This window comes from Aliinostoc maniaoense (assembly GCF_058172895.1).
This window is the reverse complement of sequence record NZ_CP187952.1, coordinates 2940238-2963215: the sequence shown is the minus strand read 5'-3', so window position 1 is coordinate 2963215 and position 22978 is coordinate 2940238. Positions and strand designations below refer to the sequence as shown.

Genomic DNA, 22978 nt, shown 5'->3' with positions numbered 1-22978 from the left:
TTACAGCTTGTCCACGTATATGTAATTAGATGGTTTCATTCACTAATGAGATCCATCGCTGTTGACTGTGTATTTTTAACTGTCAATAGCAACTTAATTAATGCTGACATACTGAATTTCCTTGTTGAACAGAAGTTGCTTGTTGGGTATCAAAATTATGTTATCAAATTTAGAATTAATGCGAGAATTTATTGTCCAATCCATGCAAAAGAAAGAAGTTTTATTAGCAAATTCTTATCTAACAGCACAAATGGTTTATAAAAGTAACCAATTGAGTTGTAAAAGACAAGGTGTGATTGCTAGTGCCAAATTGGATCATACCCCAACTGATTTTTTGATTTATGCCACTTCATCCTATTGGGAAATCATCAACGAAACATTAGCAGAATATAACTATATATGTACAGGGGAAGTAGATAAACAAGGCTTCTACCAATATCAACAATGTTCCATACCAGAAGGTTATAAACTGCAATGTACTACATCAGTGGGACTGTGGCAAAATTGGTGGAAATATCGTAAATATGCTTCCCAGATCAAAGTTCCCTTAGATATTTTAATCAGAACTAGGAACTCATGGTATGGCATTAAAGATTTAACAATTAGTGATGGTCTAATTTACATTAAGACTTTAGTCAGTGAAATGTCATTAGATTCTAATGATTTAGTTTTTTGGTTGAGCAAAATTGAGTCTAGTTTTCCAGAAGATATTCATAGTAAAAAACTCACGGACTCCATCTTTAATAGTAATTAGTTTTGTCGCGCTGCTCCTCTATTCCCTCACCCAAGCTAATGTTTATGTGTTTATACTTAATAAATATAAAAACTTTATTCTTTCTATAGAAAACCAGCAAATAAATCTCTGCAAAATCATTTGAATATATAAATAGAAAACTTGTTTATGAAAACTTTACTATCTTTAACAGACAATTTTGAAGACTCAAATTAGTTCACCGTATATTTACAAACAAAAAAAATAGTTTGGGTATAATTAAGTTGACAGCAATTGTTGAGTAATGATGATATTACGGTAATTGCTGACTGACAATAAGCTATAGCTTCAGTAAAAATGGTGCATTGCATATAAAACAGCCATGTTATCTAACTTAGATTTATTAAGAGAGTTTGTTGACCAATCTATCCAAAAAAAAGAGGTTTTGTTAGCCAATACTTCTTTACAGGCACAGACAGCTTATAAAACCAACCAAGTCATAGCCAAAGCTGAAGGTGTAATTGCTACTGCCCAACTTACCCAGACAACACTAGAATTTTCGATTAAATCAACTTCATCGTACTGGGAAGTAATGAATGAAGCTTTGGCAGATTACAGCTATATTCTCACCGGGGAAATAGACGAACGTCATTGCTATCGCTATCAATACTGCCCACTGCCAAAAGGATATCGTATGCACTGTACGAAATCAGTAAATCTCTGGCGGGCTTGGTGGAAATATCGCAAAAATACATTACAGTTGGGTATACCGTTAGATTTACTGATCCGTACACGCAATTCCTGGTATCCGATTCGAGACTTAATTATTAGTGATGGGCTTTTATATATCAAAACCTTGGGTAGTGAGATTGCAGTTCATTCCAATGATCTGATCATTTGGTTAAGCAAGCTTGAGGCGAAATTACCCAGTACATCTGAGTTAACAAATTGATGTTTCTGGTTAAAATGCCTGTGAGTATTTGATTAGAAAAGACAATGAAAGGACTTTGGCTGGAAAATAACCAATTACAACTGCGTACAGATATACCAATTCCTGAACCACCACCAGGGGAAGCTCTTGTACGGGTTTTACGTGCGGGAATTTGTAATACAGACTTAGAATTACTTAGGGGCTACTATCCTTATACTGGTGTTTTGGGACATGAATTTGTCGGTTTAGTTGAACAGGGGCCAAAACATCTTGTCAATCAGCGCGTAGTCGGTGAAATTAATGCTGTTTGTGGTTATTGCCGTTTTTGCCGTCGGGGACAACCAACCCACTGTGAGAACCGCACAGTATTAGGTATTGTCAACCGTGATGGCGCATTTGCTGAGTATCTATGTTTACCAGTCGCCAACCTTCATCCTGTACCGGAAAATGTACCAACAGATATTGCTACTTTTACTGAACCTTTAGCGGCGGCATTAGAAATTCAACAGCAAGTGACGATATGTGCAGATGACCGTGTGCTAGTAGTAGGAGATGGTAAATTAGGGCAGTTAGTAGCCCAAACACTGGCTTTAACTGGTTGTCAACTATTGGTTATTGGTCGTCACCGAGATAAACTTGCTAATTTAGAAGCGCGGGGAATCAAAACGGGTTTAGTTGATGCAGTCACAGATAGAACATTTGATATTTCCGTAGAGTGTACCGGCAACCCAGAAGGATTTGCGATCGCTCGTCGCGCCCTACGTCCTCGTGGTACTCTAGTACTCAAAAGTACCTATGCAGGCAACCTGAGTTTTGATGCTTCTGCCTTGGTAGTAGATGAAATCACCCTAATTGGTTCTCGTTGCGGCCCCTTTTCGGCAGCATTGGATTTATTAGCGGCAGCAAAAGTAGACGTAAAACCCCTCATTCATGCAGCTTATCCCCTGAGTCAAGGAATAGAGGCTTTTGCACAAGCCCAAAAGCGAGGAGTTTTAAAAGTATTGTTAGATATGAGTGTTGCCTAATACAAGTAAGGATTAGTTTTAGCTTGAAAATCACAACAATGAATAGCCTCTTCTGTATTGGCTATCGATGGGTGGACAGTACATTTGAGACGGTAATCATCGGTGAAAAACTGGCAACCGGGACAGGGGATTTTGTGCATTTGTTTAGCTGTGGTGATACTGTCTCGTGCGGCTGTCCATAGACTCCACATTACAAGAGAAATGACCATCCAAGCCCCAACAAAGCAAATGGGTACTAAAAATGGTTGAATGGCTCTAATTAGTAAAGATATTAATTCCAACACGGCAATTTCTGACAAAAATGAAGAGCTAGAAGTATATTAACTCCTAACTCTTTCAACCTAACTTCTCGCTACAGAAGTATAAATTTATTGGGAATGGGGAATGGGGAATGGGGAATGGGGCATGGGGAATGGGGAATGGGGCATGAGTTATTCTCTACCTTGTCTACCTTGTCTACCTTGTCTACCTTGTCTCCTTTGTCTCCCTTGTCTCCCTTGTCTCCCCTGCCCCCTGCCCCCTGCCCCCTTCTTAAATTCCCGCGTGACCTAATGCTAAACCAGCTACTAACATCCCTAAAACCAAGAATGGTTGTGCGCTGGCTTGGTATTTGACATCATTGTTTAAGGGGTCGCGCAGGAAGTACATATCCTGGAACGTGATTTGGGGAATGATTAACAGTACTAAAATTGCTGCATACAAATTTTCATGGATAGTGACGAGATATGCAGCTATCAAGCCTTGAAAAATATCAATCATCAGCACACAAATCCAGGCGGCCTTGTCAATACCGAACATTACAGGTAAAGATTGTAGACCGAGTTGGCGATCGCCTTCTACACTCTTAAAATCATTGACAATGGCAATACCTAATCCTGCCAAGCTGTAAATCAAGGTGAGAACGATGATTTTCCAGTTGAGTTCGCCAAATAAAGCATGACCTGCCCACCAAGGTAAAGCAATATAGCTAGCACCCAAAGCATAGTTACCCAACCAGCCATTTTGTTTGAGTTTCAAAGGTGGTGCGGAGTAGATAAAGGCGATAAAAGAACCAAATATTGCCAAAACTGTGACATTGGGAAACTCATGTCCTGCCCATAAATCCAACACAAAAGCTAAGGCAATACCAGCCAGAAATAAGAAAATAATCTGACTCACTACCTGGGGTACAGAAATTGCGCCGGAGGGTATGGGGCGATAGGGTTCATTAATAGCATCAATTTCCCGATCATAAAAATCATTCAGGGTTTGAGTATAACCCGTCAGTAATGGCCCAGACAGCAACATACAAGCAGCAGCTTTCAGGACATTTTCTAAACTCCAAGTGTAGTTACCAGAAGAAGCCGCACCGCAGACCACACCCCAAATTAAGGGAATCCAGGTAATTGGCTTCATTAATTGCAAGCGAATTTTCCAAATCGAGGTTTCCCCTGGTGCTGCACCTTTCATTCCCAGTAACTGCCGGGTTTTAGCAGTGCGGTCACTGGCCTCAGAATTAGCATCGGGAGTTATGGGAGTTAGTTCTGACATAAGAATTAATTATGAATTTGGGAATTGGGAATTGGGCATTGGGAATTGGGCATTGGGAATTAAAACTTACGTTTAATGTGAATTAAGTCTTGAAATGCTTGTAATTCCGTAGATATTTACAAAACTGTGATTTTGAGCGAGTCTTGAAACCTTTGTGGGATAAGAGGCGTTTCTAATTCACATCAGGCGTAACTTTCTATATGCCCCATGACGGCAGTTGCTCCACTTGGGGAGACCCCAAGACCGCACTCCCTCCCCATGCCCCATGCCCCATGCCCCATCCCCTAAAAAGAAATGATCAAATAATTATTTTGAAACTTAGCCCCAGTTATCGGTCTACCACTCAGTGCAGGTGGAAGGAAGATATTGCGACGTTGGTCGCCTGCTTCCACGGTGACTTCTGGCCCATACTGGGTGAGTTTGACTTGTTTTTTATCAAATCCAGGTAAAAATAACCGTACCTGGAGGTTGTGGACATCGATAGTCACGGGGGCAGGGGCTTGTAGTGCTTGCTCGACAAAATTGGGTAAAGCATTAATTAGTGGTTGCCAATTACCATTTGTCAAGTCGGGAACAACAGTAACATTTAAGGGTGTAAATTCTGCTGCTAAATTGGTGTTGGCTTCAGCAGAGATTTGAATCACACCAGCAATTGTTAAACCCACTTGTTGCGCGCTGCCCCACAAATAACGACTGCTAGCCACTGCCAAGGGGTCTGCTGTTGTTACTAAGAAAGCGGCTACGTGCTGGGGGTCAGCTAGAGCCGCTTTTCCCTTATCTAAGAAATTATTAAATTGATTGATAGGGTTACTAAAGTTATCTGCTCCTGGGTTGAAATTGAATAGGCTGTTAATTAGAGGTTGAACCAAGACTGATTCTGCAATATTTTTACCTATATCTGAGTTGACTACTAATTGGCGAAATCGTCGGACATACCAGCTCAAAGATTCTGGTAAACCCAACATTCGCAGGGTAGATGCGTCACCTGTACCGTTGTAGATAACTGCATCATACTTACCACTGGCATAATATTCACGGATAGCATTGAGAGCCAGAGCATGATCCATGCCTGGTAATACTACCAGTTCTTGACCGTAGACATCTTGGATGATAGGTGTTTTGAGGTATTGCCCTTCCAGTTTTTTCAATTCTTCCCAATTCTGCTCTAGGAGTACAGAAGTTTGTAACTGTACTACTTCTAGATTAGGTGCAATTTCTTGGGGGTGGGGCGTGAGGGGGTGATCTAACAACGTGGATAATACAGGTTCTGCCAATCCTGCTAGAAGTACCCGCTTACCTTGAGTAGCCAATGACTTAGCAGCAGCGATCGCTATTTTAGTCCGAGCAACACTGCTTTCCCCCAAAAATGTCAATATCTGGGACATTATCTTGATTTCCAATTACCGCCGATTTTTTCAACTCCAACTTAGCACTAGGCAGATAACCTTAGCTTCTACCTGGAGTTGCTGAGACTATACTGCCTTGATTTCATCTTCAAAAAACCAAGTAGAAGTATTATCATCAAACTTCACCACTACCCCAATGCCCCGGCCATCAGTGACTTTGTAGCCTTCGATAATCCCAACTTGACCTAGTTTCTTAGCGATGGGAGCAGAAACGCGATCGCGCAAACGAAATACCTTAACCTTTTGTCCGATTTCCATGCCTACATAAAACGCAATAAACCAAGATTTAGTTTAGCCGAATCTGGTACTCATCGGTTATAGGATTTGGGGATTGGGAATGAAAAAGCTCTTGAGCAGGGAGCAAGGGAGCAGGGGAGCAGGGGGCAAGGGAGCAGGGGGAAAAAGGTCAAAATTAAATAACTCCTAGGTGAGTATTACTCAAAAGCTTAAAATTAAATCAATAGTTTCAGTTAAGTAGCCGTCATGAACTACATACACCAGAACACATGAAAAAGTCTTTCCCTTACACCCCTATACCCTTACACCCCTACACCCCTACACCCCTTTTTCAAGTCAAAACGAGTTGAAAAAAACGAACTATGTTAAGTAATGTAAAAATACTAAGATTGAGTTCGTAGTAAGGACTTTAGTCCTGATTTGAGAACTAAAGTTCTCACTAAAAACCTTTAATTATTTACTCTGTTCTACTTAACTCAAAACTGGGACTTGATATCGTTGAGGTAGTAATCATGTATCAAACTAATCCACCTCGTCCGCCACAAGAAACTATGCCAACGATGTATGATTTACCCAGTGAATTAGTAGGGGAATCAGGCTTGCCAGACGAATTTCATTGCATACAAGCAGATTTGCTAAGTGAAACTTGTCAGCCTCCTAACTATTCCCCAGAGGAAATTTTACTTGCTAGTGACTTAAACCTTTACTATGATCCTCGCCATACCTTGTGGTACAAGCGTCCTGATTGGTACATGGTTTTAGGAGTACCGAATGCTAGTCAACAGCAAAACTTACGTTTAAGTTACGTCATTTGGCAAGAAGGGGTTACGCCATTTTTAATAGTGGAATTACTTTCCCCAGGTACAGAACAGGAAGATTTAGGGACAACACTACGAGAAGTAAATAAACCTCCCAGCAAGTGGGAAGTTTATGAACAGATTTTGCGCGTTCCTTATTATGTTGTCTATGATCGCTATGAAAATAATTTGCGAGCGTTCCAGCTTAATGGTACGCGTTATGAAGCCATACCTTTAACAGAAAAGCGATTTTGGTTGGAAGAGTTAGAGTTAGGTTTAGGGCTTTGGCAGGGTATTTATCAGCAGACAAATGGTTTATGGTTGCGGTGGTATAATGCAGCAGGTTGGCTACCAACGTTCAATGAGAAAGTAGAACAAGAACGTCAACAGGTGGAACAAGAACGCCAACGGGCAGAACAAGAACATCAACGGGCAGAGCAAGAACGTCAACGGGCAGAACAAGAACGTCAACGGGCAGAGCAAGAACGCCAACGGGCTGATAGACTAGCTGAGTATTTGCGTACTCAAGGAATTGATCCAGACAAACTATAGTAAAACTATATAGACAGAGGAGATTTGCTATTGTAGTTGACTTTTACCAATTTATATGTTTAAAGAAATTAATAATTGAATTTCGGCAAATAGTTTTAAGGAACTAACTGATGAAACTAGTCGTTGGGATGTATTGTATGTTAATGACTGGAGACAGGAATTGCATCAATGTGACTTATACTCAGTCAAAGTTTGAGAAATATGCTTTTAGTGTTAGTCTTATGCAGCAATGTACTAGTTAATACGGGAAAATGCGCGCATGGACTGTCTGGTGTGTGGTGGTGTTTGCGAATGACCCTTTCAAATCAAAAGAATTTAAGTTGGCTACAAGTGCGCCGCTACTGGGAGTTGCTGCACGTCTTGGTCATGCGAAATCTGAAGGTGCGTTACCGAGGCTCTTTATTAGGCGTATATTGGTCACTATTAAACCCGTTAATTATGACGGGACTGTACAGTGCGATATTCGGTGCAACATTTGCGTCTTATTACGGCAATTCTATACTGAACTACGTGCTAGCTGCCTTCACTGGCTTGGTGGTAATTAATTTTTTCTCAGCCTCCACAAACCAAGCTTTGTCCAGTGTTGTAGGTAATGGAGCATTATTAAATAAAATTCGCTTGCCTGTCAGTGTTTTTCCAGTCTCAATGGTAGTAGCCAATATCTTTCAGTTTGCAGTTGGGGCATTTCCATTATTGGCTGCGATCGCTCTCATTAATTCTAAAAGTTTTGTCAACGTCCTAGCACTACTTTTTCCTTTCCTATCTTTGGTTTTAGTTTGTACTGGAGTAGGATTTCTAGTTAGTGCGCTGTATGTGTTTTTTAGAGATTTACCTTATTTCTATGAATTAGTTGTATTTGTCCTTTGGATTAGTAGCCCTGTATTCTACCCAGCAGCCATTGTCCCTCCCCAGGTAAAACAGTTTTTAGGATTAAATCCACTATCACCAATTATAGAAAGTCTACGTCAAATTACCTTATCTGGAAATTTACCTGATCTGAGTTTAATTTGGGGGGCTTTACTGAGTGGCATAATAATTTTGTCCTTGGGATGGGCTTGTTTTCATATGTGGCGACATCAGTTTATGGATTTACTATAGATGGAAGTTATTCGTCTCGATCAAGTTTCACTATGGCGGCGGACGCAAGAAGAATTTTCTTATGATTTGAAGAAAACAGTTTTATCAATTATTGAAGGTAAGTATCGTCAGCCTGCACGCAAATTAGTCCTTGATCAGATTGATTTGGTTGTTAATTCAGGCGAAAAAGTAGGAATTATTGGTGCAAATGGTTCAGGTAAATCAACGCTACTAAAAATAATTTGTGCGATTTTACAGCCAACAAGCGGTACAGTTAGAGTTAGAGGAAAAATTGCCCCTTTAATTGAACTCGGTGCAGGGTTTGATTCAGAGATTTCTGTCATGGATAATATTGTTTTGTATGGAGTTCTCTTAGGTTTTTCTAGAGCAGAAATCCTGCAAAGGGCATCTTCAATATTAGAATTTGCAGAATTAGAAGATTATGCCTTAGTACCAGTTAAAGGTTTATCATCTGGGATGGTGGCTCGGCTAGGATTTGCGATCGCTACAGATGTCCAACCAGATGTTTTAATATTAGATGAAGTTCTATCCGTAGGAGATGAAAAATTTAAAAATAAATGTAAACAGAGAATTGATAACTTTTGGGATGGGAATGCGACAGTGTTGGCAGTATCTCATGATTTAGCGTTTATTAGAAATTCCTGTAAACGAGCAATTTGGTTGCATAAAGGGCAAATCAAGTTTATGGGCAATGCTGAAGAAACTGTAGATTATTATTTACAAGCGGTCAGAGATGGTAACGCTTAAATAATCTAACTTTAAATTAAAAAAAATTTACTACAAAGCTCTTTAAATGTACAATCTCAACCGGAGTAATCAAGGACGAAGATGAAAATACTAATTACTGGAGGAGCAGGTTATATTGGGTCAGTGCTGACACCAACTTTACTAGCTCATGGTTATGAGGTGACTGTCTTAGATAATTTCATGTTTCACCAAAATAGCTTGGCTGATTGCTGTCAATATGAGGGTTTTCAAGTAGTCAGGGGTGATTGCAGAGATGAAAATACTATCAAGTTGTTGCTAAAAGATGCCGATGTAATCATTCCCTTAGCAGCATTAGTAGGTGCGCCTTTGTGCAAAAATGATGCAATTGGCACTCAAACAATTAACTTAGATGCGGTCAAAATGTTGTGTCGGCTGGCTAGCAAAGAACAACGAATTCTCATGCCAGTGACAAATAGTGGTTATGGCATTGGTGAGCCTGGAAAATTTTGCACAGAAGAAACGCCTTTGCGACCAATTTCTCTGTATGGAGTCACTAAAGTAGAAGCAGAAAAAGCCGTTTTAGAAAGGGAGAATAGCATTACCTTTAGACTAGCGACTGTCTTTGGTATGTCACCTCGCATGAGAATTGATCTATTAGTGAATGACTTTGTTTATCGCGCTGTACATGACCGAGCAGTGCTAGTATTTGAGGGACATTTTAAGAGAAATTATATTCATATCCGTGATGTAGCTAAAGTTTTTTTACATGGTATTGTTAACTTTGAAACCATGAAGGGTAAACCATACAATGTAGGATTAGAAGATGCGAATTTATCCAAATTAGAACTATGTGCTGAAATTAAAAAACATTTGCCTAACTTTGTCTACCTAGAAGCTCCCATTGGAGAAGATCCCGATAAACGCGATTACATAGTGTCGAACGCTAGGATTTTAAATACTGGGTTTGAACCAGATTGGTCTTTAAGTCGAGGTATTCAGGAGTTAATTAAAGGTTATACAATCTTACGCAACAGCTTGTATTCTAACGTCTAGTAGAGGAAGTAAATGTCATTTTCCCCAAACGAGGTCATAGCTGTAATTTTAGCTGGTGGTTACGGCACACGCATCAAGCACTTATTAGATGGTGTGCCTAAACCTATGGTATCAGTTGCAGGTAGGCCTTTTGTTGAGTGGGTTGTACACTATTTAAAAGCGCAAGGCATTACAAAAGTGATTATTTCAACAGGTTATTTGGGAGATGTCATAGAAAAACATTTCCAAACAAAACCTGTTGATGGTATGCAAATTGTTTGCTGTCGGGAAACCTCCCCCCTAGGAACTGCTGGGGGTTTTTTAAACGCTGTACAACAAAGTGGAGAATCCCCTGATACTTGGCTAGTGGTCAATGGTGACTCTCTAGTTTTTGCCAATTTGGCATTAATGAGTAACCACTTTTATGATACGAAAGCTAGTGGTGTAATTATGGGCTTATCTGTGAGTGATGCTTCACGATATGGTTCTCTAATATGTAATCAGTGGGGAGAACTAGAAAAGTTTGCAGAAAAGCGTCCTGGTGCTGGAATAATAAGTGCAGGAGTGTATTTGTTAAAAAATAATTTACTAAGAGAATTTCCAGATATTTTACCTTCGAGCTTTGAAAATGAAGTATTTCCGTTATTACTGAGCAAAAAATTTTGCTTACAAGTATATATTACTGATGCTCCCTTTTTAGATATAGGCACTCCCGAATCTTTACCACAAGCTGAATCATTTATTAAACAGAATTTTAATCATTTTATCAATAATTTATGACCCAATTATACTATATTCGCAAACAGTTAATTACGCATCCACCAAGAACCTTTTTCCAAGATTTAGATACTGCTTACCACAAGCTAGAAAAAAAGATTAAAATCCAAAAACAACAAATTCAAGAATTAGAGTAATTGAATAGTAATTTACAAAAATCTTATAATCACAACATCTAAGAGCTACAATAGGAGTTAAAAATGCTCATATCTCGCGCCCCTGTTAGGATTAGTTTTTTTGGTGGTGGAACTGACTACCCTGAATATTTTCTCCAACATGGAGGCGCAGTATTAGCCACAGCTATTGATAAGTTTTCCTATATTACTGCTAGTCCATTTCTTAGCCGCTTATTTGATTATTCAATTCGGCTTTCTTACCGGAAAGTTGAACTGGTAAAAACCTTAGACGAGATTGAACACCGTGTTTATCGTGAATGTTTAAAGTTTTGTGGATTAGACAAAGATATTGAATTACATAATGTAGCTGATTTACCAGCTTTTACTGGTTTAGGTTCATCTTCAGCATTTACTGTTTCTCTGCTACAGGCTCTCCATAGTTTTAAAGGTGAATTTATCAAGCCAATGGAGTTAGCTTATGAAGCAATTTATGTAGAACGAAACTTAGTCAAAGACAAAGTAGGTTGTCAAGATCAAGTTTTATCAGCAGTTGGTGGTTTTAATTTAGTTGAATTTAGAACAGAAGATGACATCATAGTTAACCGTGTACCTATATCTCAGCAACGCTTACAAGAATTTGAGCAACATCTTTTTATCGTTTTTACAGGTATTAGACGTAAAGCTGCTGATGTTGTAGCACAGCAGTTACAAAAGATGGGGGATAACACAACAACATTAAAAGAGATGAGATATATGGTTGATGAAGGTTGGGATATCTTAACTAGCAATAGACCTCTAGCCGAATTTGGTGCATTACTGCATCGTGCATGGTTAGCTAAACGTAGTCTTGATGGGGTAATCTCTAATACAGAAATCGATAAGATTTATCAGATGGGTATAGAAGCAGGTGCTTGGGGTGGTAAATTGCTAGGAGCGGGAGCAGGTGGATTTATGCTGTTTTTTGCCCCACCAGAATTTCATGGAAATTTACAAAAATGTTTTGCGAATCACCAAATTTTAATAGCAAAAACAAACGCACCAGGTTCACAAATAATTTTCTCTTAAAAAATATATACTTAAGTAAACAAAAGAGCCAATGAAAGTTTTAATTGTTGACTTCGACTTATTTAATAAGATAGGTGGTGGACAAACATTCTATCGTAGTCTTATTGAAAAAAATCCTCATATTGATTTTTACTACTTTATAGTCGATGAAGATTTACAAAACTATCGCCCTATTAATTCACATCCCATTGTTTATCAGGAAAAATATCATGTTGCTGATTATGCAGAGTTTCTGGATTTAACACCACCAAAATGGATTTATCGATCCTTTCTCATGACTAGCAACATAGCGGCTTCAGTTGCTGGACAGCATTTTGATGTTGTAGACATACCAGACTATGAACAATTTGGTACTATGTTACGACCAGCACTTGAATACCATAATGTAGATTTTGAGATCATTGCTTTGTCAATGCACGGTAATATATCCACATCTATTCAAATGGACTGGTTTTATGGTGGAAAAGTTGATCAAACTTTAGTTTGGCAAGAGAAAATACAATACAGTGTGGTTGATATCCGTTATGGTATCAGTAAAACTTATTTGAATGAATGGTATAAAATTGTCAATCTTAAATCTCATTATTTAAATCCTTTGTCGGTTATATCGCTACCTAAACCGAAGTTAGCTAAAAATTACGATGAGTTACCTGATATAAATTTTGTTGGTCGGACTGAAAGGCGTAAAGGCCCAGATAGTTTTGTTGAATTAGCTTGGTGGCTACCTCGTTCTAAATTTAAGACAGCCAATATTATTGGGCCTGATAGTTTTGATTATAAAGGTGAATTAGGTTCAGGACTACTGCTTTATCAAATGATTAATAACAGACTCAAAGATGATATGAGGTTATTGTCATCCATGAGTCACGAACAATTATGTGAACAAATTTTTTCTGGCAAATCTGTAACTTTCTTACCTTCTAAATATGATACATTTAATTTAACTGCTTTGGAATCTTTATTCTCTGGTTGCCCAACAGTTATAGGTACTGGGGCAGGGGTTGTAGCATTTTTGAAGGAAACATATCCTGATTTACCTTTGATAACTATAGATAAAAATAATATTTATTCATCTATTAATGCTATTGTTTCTCTGTTAGATAACTACGATGATCATCGATATCAATTAGTTGAATATTTATCTCAGGCTAAACCAGAAATATCTGGCTTATCTGTAGAATCAATATACGAAAGTCAGCCAGAATATAATCAAGCTACACGTCGGGAAACAGAGTGCTGGTACTCTCAGTTAATTAAGCTTCAAAAAACAGGTAAAAGCAGAGGTATAGTTGTAAGTAAATATATCAAAAATGATGTATTACGTGTTATCAAGAAACAACTTAAACCAGAAATTAAGCATACATTTAGAAAAGTCAAGTCTTTGAGTTTAAATCCTCAAGGATTTATCAAAGAAAAACTCCGTTCTGTTTTAAGTAATGATAATTATGAGAATCTAAAAATTGTAGACCAAGGGCTAAAAGCCTTTACATTGCTAAAGAACTATCAGTATATCTTTAATTTAGGTGAAAGCAGCGAGCAAGAATTAAATGGCAAGATAAGTAATTGTTGGAATTTATCATCTGAGCATCGGATTGATCGTGTCCGAGTTTGGAAAGAGATAGCCAGATTAGAGATGCTCAGAGGTAATGATATTGTTGCAGCAACTTATCAAATAAGATGTATGCGATCGCTTGGCTATGATTATTTTAATGATCTGCCAAATGTTGTATCTATACTCCAGGCTAATGGCTTTAGTCGGGAAGCACTAGCGGCTGAAGCTATGTATGGCAAATATCCAGATCAGCACGAACGTTGCCGAGGGATAATTAATCAGGCTCTAGCAGACAATAAAGTTAACAAAAAGTGGGAGTACGAATTCCTCGATGATCGGCGGACTTCCTCCAGCTACCGGGTTTCAATCATCGTTTCACTGTATAATGCTGCTGCAAAACTCCCTTTATTTTTACAAACACTCAAGCTCCAAACTTTGATTCAAGCTGGTGTTGCGGAGGTAATTCTGGTTGATAGCGGTTCTCCTGGTGATGAATATCGCGTGTTCGAGCAGGTGATGGAATCTCTAGATATTCCTATTCTTTATGCACGATGTGCTGAACGTGAAACCATACAAAGTGCTTGGAATCGTGGAATAGACCTTGCTCGCTCACCATATTTGACTTTTTTGGGTGTTGATGAAACCATACTGCCTGAGTGTTTAGAAATCTTAGCAGCAGAATTAGATGCAGATCCGACACTAGATTGGGTACAAGCGAACAGTTTAGTGACAAATGTTGATCAGCATGGCTCATGGGTTAGCGATGTGATGGTTTATGACCGCACAGGTTATCAACAAAATTTAGTTTATTTAGAAACCTGTTACTTATCGTGGGTAGGTGCGCTTTATCGTCGGTCTATTCATGATAGGTTTGGCTTCTATGATGCCACTTTTAGAGCGGCAGGGGACACAGAATTTAAGAGTCGGATTCTACCATTTATTAAGACTAAAGCGATACCTCAAACTTTGGGAGTTTTTCGTAACTATCCAGACGAGCGTACTACACAACATCCTAGAGCAGAGATAGAAGATTTACGCGCTTGGTATTTGCATCGTACTCTAGCAGGAGTTGAATATGCTTTTGCTAATCATGATCCTAAAGAAGCAGAGGAATTATTTTATCACTGTTTAAGATATCGCAAATCATACTGTCAGCATTGGAGTACAGATGTAGAGTACGCCTACAATGTAGGGCGTTTTGTACAACAACAAGTACCAGATTCCCCAGTAATAAAATATTTGCCAGGAACTAAAAAGTTACTTGATGCTTATAGATCATTAGACTGGATACCACAGCTTTCTAAACTTTTACCTGCTAATACCGTTATTAGCACAAATCGTCTGGTTAAAGAAATTGAGCAAGGACATCAAGCGATCGAACCTATGTATAAAATTTTTAATGATAATCGTCACGAACAGCACTCATTTTTGTGGTTTACTAATATTTAAAATCAGTTAACATTAACAAACATATTGCAGTTATGGGCATAAAAACTTGGATCAAAACTCGAATACGCAAAGCTTTAAATCTACCAGAGTTAGAAGAAATTATTCGTCAGATCCGTGTAGACACACTGACTTTAAGAAGCTCAATCCATAAATTAAAAAATTCATCCAGCAGTGGAAAAGATAACGAAGATCATCTCGATATTCTTCCATTAGAAGTGGATACTATACGTTCATTTTTACTAGAGTTGATAGACACGAGTCAACCAGGTTCAGTATTTACTTGCCAAATCAATGGCATAAATATGTTAGCTCCTGTTGAACTATTGCGTTTATGCCCTCACTGTTTAAATCCTCAAGCAACACAAAAACTCAACTATTGGGTTGAGTCTCAGCAGTCTGAATGGTTATGTTCTCATTTACAACCTGGTGATGTTGCCCTTGATGTGGGTGCAGCTTTTGGAATCATTACTTTAGCTTTATCAAAAGCAGTTGGTGAACAAGGTTCTGTTCATTCTTTTGAACCATCTAGAACAGCACAAAATCATCTCCAAAAACTCTTAGAACTAAATCATGTTCATAATGTCACTTTGGTGAAATCAGCAATAGCTGATTTTCCTGGATCTACAGAGTTTATTGAATATACTTCAGATAATGATTTATCTTGGGCTTCTGATACTTCCACTTTAGCATCACCAAATATTAATCCCACAATGAACCATCTACGTTATGCAGTAGATGTGACAACCCTGGATGAATATATCGCTACTAAAGGAATTAAACCTAAAGCAATCAAAATAGACATTGAAGGGTTTGAACTTTATGCTTTGCATGGCGGTAAAAATACACTGCAAAAGTTTTTACCCTATCTTTGTATTGATATTCACAAGGATGTAAAAACAGGAGAATCTGCTTTGTTGGGAGTCGAACCATTTTTATCTGCTCTAGGATACAAGATGAAAATGGAAGGCCATGCACTCTATTGTACACCTAAGTAAGTTAATATTCCGTACCCAATATGCCAATAATTTAGTTAATTATAATTAACATTTTATGATAAAAAACTGGATCAAAACTCGACTACGCAGAGCATTAAACCTACCAGAGCTAGAAGAGCAAATTCAGCAGATTACCACTCTCACCAAAAGTTTAGTAGAATCTCAAAATCGTTACTATAAAATTGATGATCATTCCGGTAAATTTTTGATGGAATTAGACTATCCTCCATCCCGTGATTACCGACCAAGGTGGGGTTATACTCATCAGCCACATCAAGGTTTAATAGACATTTTTAGTAAAAATTATCATGAGTATTGTGAAATATTTCACAGACTGGTAAAACTCCAACCATTTCTCTTAAAAATTAATCCACAATTTTCCCATGAGCATCCAGGCGAACCAGGATGGGTTGGTGGGGCTATCAATGCAATAGACACCGCTTTACTCTATTACTTCGTAAGTGAACTCAAACCACGAACTTATTTAGAAATTGGATCTGGAGTCACTACACTGTTTGCGGCACGAGCTAAACGCGATCATAACCTAGCCACACGCATAGTCTCAATTGACCCAGAACCCAGATCTGCTGTTGATGCTGTCTGCGATGAAGTAATTAGAGCAGGGCTAGAAACTACGGATTTATCTGTGTTTTTTGCCTTAGAGCCTGGAGACATTGTGTTTATGGATGGCAGTCATCGCTCATTTATGAACTCAGATGTGACTGTATTTATGCTTGATGTACTACCAAAACTCAAGCCTGGTGTTGTCATTCATTTTCATGATATTGTGTTGCCTTATGATTATTCAGAAATGTTTAGTGATTGGTATTGGAATGAGCAATATATTTTGGCAGCATACCTGCTAGGAGCAGGAGATAAGGTGAAAATATTAATGCCATCTAGATTTATGTCAGATAGCTCTGAATTTAAGCAAGCCATAGCACCGATTCTTCAAAATTGGCAAGGTTCTCCTGATGTGTGGCTATCTGGTGGTTCTCTCTGGTTTACACACGTTGGTTGAATAAGAGAAATTTTACGGGTTAGGGAACATACCTTGCCAACCGATATTCATACCTTGGGAGTTGATCAACCAATTCCCATTCTCTGCCAACCAATATTTGCACCACCAGAATTCATTAACCAAGCCCCATTTTGATCGTTGGAAGCGTTGTTCCAAAGGATGTCCATGTGACCATCGCGGTTGAAATCGCCTGTACCGATAATTTCCCAACCAATAGGATTACTCGCCATGCCTTGCCAGCCGATATTTGCACCACCAGAGTTCATCAACCATGCACCATTTTGATTAGTCGAAGAGTTGTGCCAGAGGATATCTATATTCCCATCGCGGTTGAAATCACCTGTACCCTTGATTTCCCAGCCTGCGGGATTACCTGCCATGCCTTGCCAGCCGATGTTTACACCTTGGGAATTGATCAGCCAAGCACCATTTTGGTTAGTTGAAGCATTGTGCCAGAGGATATCTATATTTCCATCACGGTTGAAGTCGCCTGTACCCTCGATTTCCCAACCAGCAGGATTACCCGCCATGCCTTGCCAGCCGATATTTGCACCTTGGGAGTTCATCAACCAAACCCCATTTTGGTTTGTGGAAGAGTTGTGCCAGAGGATATCTATATTATTATCACGGTTGAAATCACCTGTACCCTTGATTTCCCAACCTGCGGGGTTGCCTGCTAGATTTTGCCAGCCGATATTTGTACTGTTGGAGTCCATCAGCCAAGCACCATTTTGGTTTGTAGAGGCGTTATGTATAAGAATGTCTAGATTACCATCGCCGTTAAAATCTCCTGCACTGCTGATTTTCCAACCACTGTAGCTATCAGCCCCTCTAATATAGATCCCATAGATATCTTTCCCATAGATATATTTATTGAAGCTACCTACACCTGTAGAAGTATTAATTATAATTTCTTGACTTTGTGAAGTATATCCATACAATACTCCATCTTCTATAGCTAAACCCTCTACGACATAACCAACACGACCAATTCTGTTTACGCTCGTAACTGTATTTAAAGATGCAGATAACTGAATCGAGTGGAGATCAGAGTTATCATCTACAGCAAAGAAACGATTATTAGCTGCATCAAATGCTAAATCTTTACCACCGAAAAAACCAGATTGCTGACGTAAGTTAGATATCAATTCGGTTTGGGCGTTTAAGGGATTAATTTGATAAAGTGTGCCAAATGAGTTGCCACTGATACCCCATAATTTGCCATTTGATGAAAATTCTAGAGCAAGGAAATTTGAAGGGATCAAAGTACCAATTAATGAAGTTGCGCCGTTACGATCAACCTTATATAACCTAGAAGAACTAATTGCAAAAATAGTTCCATCGCTATGAACGGCTATATCTGTTATTTCTTCATTTCTGACTGATGTGGCTACGGCTGCTATTTGAGCAAATTGATTAGTTGCATAATCAATAAATCCAATTTCACCGTAGCGAGCGTTAACAATACTTGGCATTTTTAATTGATTCCTTTATATTTTATATATTTGCTTTTCAAGTAATATAATTATACAGCAAAATGCACATACTTACGTATAAGTTTTGTATTTTTAAACTTTAATTTTTCCCCCTTCCCTAGTAGGGAAAGGCAGGGTGGTTTCATACGAAAAAAGAAAAATATATAAGTTTTGATTTTTCTTTTTGTAGCCGAAATTTTGACCCCTCTCCAAACCTCTCCCCCACGGGGGGAGAGGCTTTGAAAGCTAGGTTTATTTTTTTCTCTGGTTGTATGAAACCACACTGCTGCTACTAGGGAAGGGGGTTAGGGGGTTAGGTTTCATGTTAGCTTTTCCACATAACGTGAAAAGTCATAGTATGCTGGGGGCGATCTCTTTAAAAATTCAATGATCAGGTTCTTTCTGTAATACAATGCAGTGTTTATGACTCTACTAATCAAGAAATTGCGGTTGACTTAGTACAACACGGCGTAAATAAAGCAACCGTTTAAAACAGTCAGAAATCCTACACAATCAAGATTCTTTCTTTTGCCTTTTGTCTTTTTACTATTTGAAGAGAGATTTATGGGTTAGGAGACATACCCAACCAACCGATATTTGCACCACCGGAGTTCATTAACCATGCGCCATTTTGGTTACTAGAGGCGTTGTGCCACAGGATATCTATATTTCCATCGCGGTTAAAGTCTCCTGTACCGTTGATTTCCCAGCCTGCGGGGTTGCCAGCCATAGGTTGCCAACCGATATTTGCACCACCGGAGTTCATTAACCATGCGCCATTTTGGTTGGTAGCGGCGTTGTGCCACAGGATATCTATATGACCATCGCGGTTAAAGTCTCCTGTGCCGTTGATTTCCCAACCTGCGGGGTTGCCGGCCATGCCTTGCCAACCGATATTTGCGCCACCGGAGTTCATTAACCATGCGCCATTTTGGTTGGTAGCGGCGTTGTGCCATAGGATATCTATATTTCCATCGCGGTTGAAATCCCCTGTGCCGTTGATTTCCCAACCTGCGGGGTTGCCGGCCATGCCTTGCCAACCAATGTTTGCGCCACCGGAGTTCATTAACCATGCGCCATTTTGGTTGGTAGCGGCGTTGTGCCACAGGATATCTATATTTCCATCGCGGTTGAAATCTCCTGTGCCGTTGATTTCCCAACCTGCGGGGTTGCCGGCCATGCCTTGCCAACCAATGTTTGCGCCACCGGAGTTCATTAACCATGCGCCATTTTGGTTGGTAGCGGCGTTGTGCCACAGGATATCTATATTTCCATCGCGGTTGAAATCTCCTGTGCCGTTGATTTGCCATGCACCAGTGGAACTAACAATCGATAAAGAATAGTTACCTTGGCTACCGTTTGCTGCTCCAGCACCTGTGAGGGGATTATAATTTCTGGCTTGAGGACTTGCACCATTGACACCTATTAAATATTGAGTACCAGCAGTTACATTTAGTTGAACAGCACTGCCTCTGGTGAAAGTATTTTCATCATCATTAAAACCGATTTCCGTACCATTAGTATCAAAGATTCGTAGAAATGTATCAGCACTAAAAGTGTCATTTGTTCTAGCTTGAATAGTTACTTGTCTACTGGTCGTAGGAGTAAAGCGATAGATATCAATATCACTAGCTCCCATAAATAAGCCATCGTCATAGCCGATATTGGCAAAAATTGTTGAGCCAAGGGAGATATTTTGTATACTTCCACTAGTGAATGTATTATTGGATAAGATTGCTGTCTGTGATACTGGTAAGAGTCTGCTCGTATATTTATACTCTCCTGTATCTCCTGATGAACCACTACCGAGTTGAAAAGGATTAAAAGAGTCATTGCCATAGCCTGCTATGGCCACAAAGTAATCTGTATTTGCTGCTATTTGATAACGTACAAGAGGATCGAAAGATGACTCTGTTTCGTCATCATTAAAAGCTAATAATGTGCCGTCTTTGTCAAAGATAAACACGACTGTATCAACTTTATCTGTAATGGTGGAATCGCTGTAGGAATCAATATCAATTTCTAAAATACCTGCGGTGGGAGAATTGATTTTGATAAAGTCTACATCCCGATCGCCTACTTGAATAAATTCCCCAGTTGTAAAGTTACTATCACCACCAATTATTCCTGGTGCTTTAATGCTGGGAAGCGGTCTAACAGCACTATCCAATGCCTGAGAAATACTACCATTTTGGTCATTATTGAAGAATTGTACAATTAACTGATACAAACCGCCTGTACCAGTGGCGGAACGTCCACCTAGCTCGTTGGGATTATAGAAGTTGTTGTGATAATCAGAAACACCAATATAAAGAGTTTCTCCTCGTTCTACTCTTAAGCCAATGAAGCTATCAGTAGTGTGTCCATTGTAGAAGGCGCGATCGCTAGGATCTTCAAAAACTAAATTCGGGTATCTGGAGTCTGTAAACTCTGTGTAATTTAATGTGCTATCGAAAGCTAAGTTATCGTCACTGACAAACAACTCATTGCCACTAGCATCAAAGACTCTCAAAAGTGAATCAACAAAGCTATTTTCGTATGGCGTATCAATATCAATTAGTAAAATGCCGTTATCTGGCACAATCAGTTTAAAAATATCTACATCTGCTGGGCCAATAGTAATTCGTTGGTCAGAGTTTTCAATGGGATCTGAGTCTAAAATTCCCGGGAAGGTTAAAGGTGCTAAATCTGTACCCAGATTAACGGGAAATGCGCCACTGAGAATGCCATTCGGGTCAGAGTTGCTGAGTTGAAATTGTAGGGAATAAGTACCTGTGGCGGCATCTACACCGCTAGCGGCAACATTAGGATTATAGTTACGATTGTTGTAGCCACTTACTCCTACATAATATGTGCCTGGATCGAGGGTGGTTGTAATGGTAGAAAATACATTATTATCTGAGTCATCATTAAAAGCTAGTTCTTGACCTGAAGAGTTAAACAGGCGTAAAAGACTATCAAAATCTGCACGATTTGTGGGATGAGAACTTAGTTGTATTGTGACCGTGCCACGTGATCGCACTTCAAATTTGATCATGTCAACATCTTTATTGCCGACATTTGTCGAACCACTATCAGTACCAATGCTACCCAAAATAGGATTAACGGCAGTAGTACCATCTAATATCGGCCCAATGAACGCTCCTTGAATTGTGCCATTTGGATCGCCACTAGGAGCAGTTTGCTGGAATCTCCTTTGAATTTCTTGAACTGCTTTATATATATTTAAACGAGGGTAAGAAACATTCGTATTAGCAACGTTATCGTCTTCATCATCACCATCAAAGATGGTATCTGCGGTTGAGCGCATGATATCTACAACTTCTGATGGACTCAAAAGCCGTCCGCCAAATTGCATAGCAGCTTCCTGTATCAGAGCTACTGCTCCCGCTACTATAGGAGATGCCATACTAGTTCCTTGCATTTGCTCAATACGATTCCCTGGTACTGTACTGGTAATCCTTGCACCCGGTGCAAATATAGTATTTGGCGCAACTAAGCGTTGAGAGAAACTAGTTATGCGATCAGCACCTGTGGTGTAATCAATTGATCCTGAACTTAGTTGGAAATTGCGATTAACCCCATCTTGCCAAACAGCACCTACAGATAAGGTACTAAAAATAGCTGGTGCGCCTACATTCTGATACTCGTTATTTTTAAAGGAGTTACCCGCAGCCGAGACAACAACTACTCCCAATTCTTCCAGTCTTCTGACTTCATCCAAGTATATAAAACCAGCCGCCTGAGATAGAGACGTATAAAATCCGCTTCCCAGCGACATATTAACAGCAACAATGTTGTAACGGTCTTTATTTGCGATTACCCACTGTAAAGCAGCTTCAGTAACTGTGAAAGGAGAGCCGCTTGCATCATCAGGAAATACCTTTAAGCCTATGAGGTTTACATCAGGTGCAACTCCGATATTGGGATCTTCTGCCCCAACTGTACCTGATACATGAGTACCGTGTCTACTTACTCCCTCGTTAGGGTTATCATCTCCGTAATAGAAATCCCAGCCAGCAACATAGTTATCATTTAACAGGGAGTGAGTCCGATCTAAACCTGTATCAATTACGGCTACCGTCATCCCACTACCATCAATACCTACAAACCGTGGGTCGTTACGTAGTTGGGTCAGACCAATTAGATCAAAAGCAGGATTAGTCATAAAAAAATCCTTTATTCTATACTTGGATTCAATTGATTGAAAAATATTTTTACCAGTATTATCTTGTAGTTATTTACTAAAATGTCAATAAAATTTTTATAATTTATTGCTACAAGTTTAATTAAATTTACATAAAATTAATTGTATAAAAAGAAAAATCATAGCTAGATTTTTCACTGACTCATTCCACAGAAAATTTTTAGCTCAGAAGGAAAACAATTACACAAAGGACAAAAACACTGCATAATTGTGAGAGACTGGAGCGATCGCTATTCACTAATACTGAATATGCTCTCGGCATATACTCTCGGCGATCGCTGGGAAAATTGAAC

The 22978-nt window shown here is 39.2% G+C and carries 19 protein-coding genes; 13 read left to right on the top strand and 6 right to left on the bottom strand.

The features are described from left to right. The first annotated feature begins 157 nt into the window (after positions 1-157). From ACPZ3T_RS13035 to ACPZ3T_RS13025, 3 genes are all read left to right on the top strand, one after another. Positions 158-754, top strand: a complete 597-nt coding sequence (locus ACPZ3T_RS13035; RefSeq protein ID WP_490276784.1) for a hypothetical protein — start codon at positions 158-160, stop codon at positions 752-754. A gap of 340 nt (positions 755-1094) precedes the next feature. After that, on the top strand, positions 1095-1664 hold the full coding sequence (locus ACPZ3T_RS13030) for a hypothetical protein (protein WP_490276783.1): 570 nt from the start codon (positions 1095-1097) through the stop codon (positions 1662-1664). A 44-nt stretch (positions 1665-1708) separates the two neighbouring features. Then, complete coding sequence (locus tag ACPZ3T_RS13025) at positions 1709-2668, top strand: MDR/zinc-dependent alcohol dehydrogenase-like family protein (RefSeq protein ID WP_490276782.1); 960 nt, start codon at positions 1709-1711, stop codon at positions 2666-2668. Here the strand turns inward: ACPZ3T_RS13025 and ACPZ3T_RS13020 are convergent. The 4 genes from ACPZ3T_RS13020 to petP form a co-directional block, all read right to left on the bottom strand. Next, positions 2665-2952 carry a hypothetical protein gene (locus tag ACPZ3T_RS13020; RefSeq protein WP_490276781.1) on the bottom strand — a complete coding sequence of 96 codons (288 nt, stop codon included), beginning with the start codon at positions 2950-2952 and terminating at the stop codon, positions 2665-2667. The genes ACPZ3T_RS13025 and ACPZ3T_RS13020 overlap by 4 nt on opposite strands. 247 nt (positions 2953-3199) lie before the next feature. After that, positions 3200-4198 (bottom strand): chlorophyll synthase ChlG, encoded by a 999-nt coding sequence (gene chlG / locus ACPZ3T_RS13015; protein ID WP_490276780.1) that lies wholly within the window; start codon positions 4196-4198, stop codon positions 3200-3202. A gap of 284 nt (positions 4199-4482) precedes the next feature. Beyond that, positions 4483-5583 carry a Get3/ArsA fold putative tail anchor-mediating ATPase NosAFP gene (locus tag ACPZ3T_RS13010; protein ID WP_490276779.1) on the bottom strand — a complete coding sequence of 367 codons (1101 nt, stop codon included), beginning with the start codon at positions 5581-5583 and terminating at the stop codon, positions 4483-4485. A gap of 87 nt (positions 5584-5670) precedes the next feature. Further along, on the bottom strand, positions 5671-5862 hold the full coding sequence (gene petP, locus ACPZ3T_RS13005) for a cytochrome b6f subunit PetP (protein ID WP_490276778.1): 192 nt from the start codon (positions 5860-5862) through the stop codon (positions 5671-5673). Positions 5863-6353: 491 nt separating this feature from the next. On the opposite strand from petP, the gene ACPZ3T_RS13000 reads away from it, so the two are divergent. From ACPZ3T_RS13000 to ACPZ3T_RS12955, 10 genes are all read left to right on the top strand, one after another. After that, complete coding sequence (locus ACPZ3T_RS13000) at positions 6354-7190, top strand: Uma2 family endonuclease (RefSeq protein ID WP_490276777.1); 837 nt, start codon at positions 6354-6356, stop codon at positions 7188-7190. 291 nt (positions 7191-7481) lie between these two features. Then, positions 7482-8288 (top strand): ABC transporter permease, encoded by an 807-nt coding sequence (locus ACPZ3T_RS12995; protein WP_490276776.1) that lies wholly within the window; start codon positions 7482-7484, stop codon positions 8286-8288. Beyond that, the gene (locus ACPZ3T_RS12990; protein WP_490276775.1) at positions 8289-9035 is read left to right on the top strand and encodes an ABC transporter ATP-binding protein; all 747 of its coding nucleotides are present in this window, start codon (positions 8289-8291) and stop codon (positions 9033-9035) included. Between the two features lie 81 nt (positions 9036-9116). Next, the gene (locus tag ACPZ3T_RS12985) at positions 9117-10049 is read left to right on the top strand and encodes an NAD-dependent epimerase/dehydratase family protein (RefSeq protein WP_490276774.1); all 933 of its coding nucleotides are present in this window, start codon (positions 9117-9119) and stop codon (positions 10047-10049) included. A gap of 12 nt (positions 10050-10061) precedes the next feature. Then, a complete protein-coding gene (locus ACPZ3T_RS12980; RefSeq protein ID WP_490276773.1) occupies positions 10062-10808 on the top strand; it encodes a sugar phosphate nucleotidyltransferase in 747 nt (248 codons plus the stop codon). Then, positions 10805-10942, top strand: a complete 138-nt coding sequence (locus ACPZ3T_RS12975) for a hypothetical protein (RefSeq protein ID WP_490276772.1) — start codon at positions 10805-10807, stop codon at positions 10940-10942. The genes ACPZ3T_RS12980 and ACPZ3T_RS12975 overlap by 4 nt, the downstream gene beginning before the upstream one ends. 63 nt (positions 10943-11005) lie before the next feature. Then, the gene (locus ACPZ3T_RS12970; protein WP_490276771.1) at positions 11006-11986 is read left to right on the top strand and encodes a GHMP family kinase ATP-binding protein; all 981 of its coding nucleotides are present in this window, start codon (positions 11006-11008) and stop codon (positions 11984-11986) included. Between the two features lie 31 nt (positions 11987-12017). Further along, the gene (locus ACPZ3T_RS12965; RefSeq protein ID WP_490276770.1) at positions 12018-14987 is read left to right on the top strand and encodes a glycosyltransferase; all 2970 of its coding nucleotides are present in this window, start codon (positions 12018-12020) and stop codon (positions 14985-14987) included. 32 nt (positions 14988-15019) lie between these two features. Next, positions 15020-15982, top strand: a complete 963-nt coding sequence (locus tag ACPZ3T_RS12960) for an FkbM family methyltransferase (protein ID WP_490276769.1) — start codon at positions 15020-15022, stop codon at positions 15980-15982. Positions 15983-16037: 55 nt separating this feature from the next. Beyond that, positions 16038-17003, top strand: a complete 966-nt coding sequence (locus ACPZ3T_RS12955; RefSeq protein WP_490276768.1) for a class I SAM-dependent methyltransferase — start codon at positions 16038-16040, stop codon at positions 17001-17003. Between the two features lie 65 nt (positions 17004-17068). Here the strand turns inward: ACPZ3T_RS12955 and ACPZ3T_RS12950 are convergent, their stop codons facing one another. Together ACPZ3T_RS12950 and ACPZ3T_RS12945 are read right to left on the bottom strand one after the other, a co-directional pair. Further along, positions 17069-18478: an FG-GAP repeat domain-containing protein gene (locus tag ACPZ3T_RS12950; RefSeq protein ID WP_490276767.1), complete on the bottom strand. Its 1410-nt coding sequence runs from the start codon at positions 18476-18478 to the stop codon at positions 17069-17071. Between the two features lie 562 nt (positions 18479-19040). After that, entirely contained in the window at positions 19041-22646 is a 3606-nt protein-coding gene (locus ACPZ3T_RS12945; protein ID WP_490276766.1) for a DVUA0089 family protein, read from the bottom strand. Positions 22647-22978 lie beyond the last annotated feature (332 nt).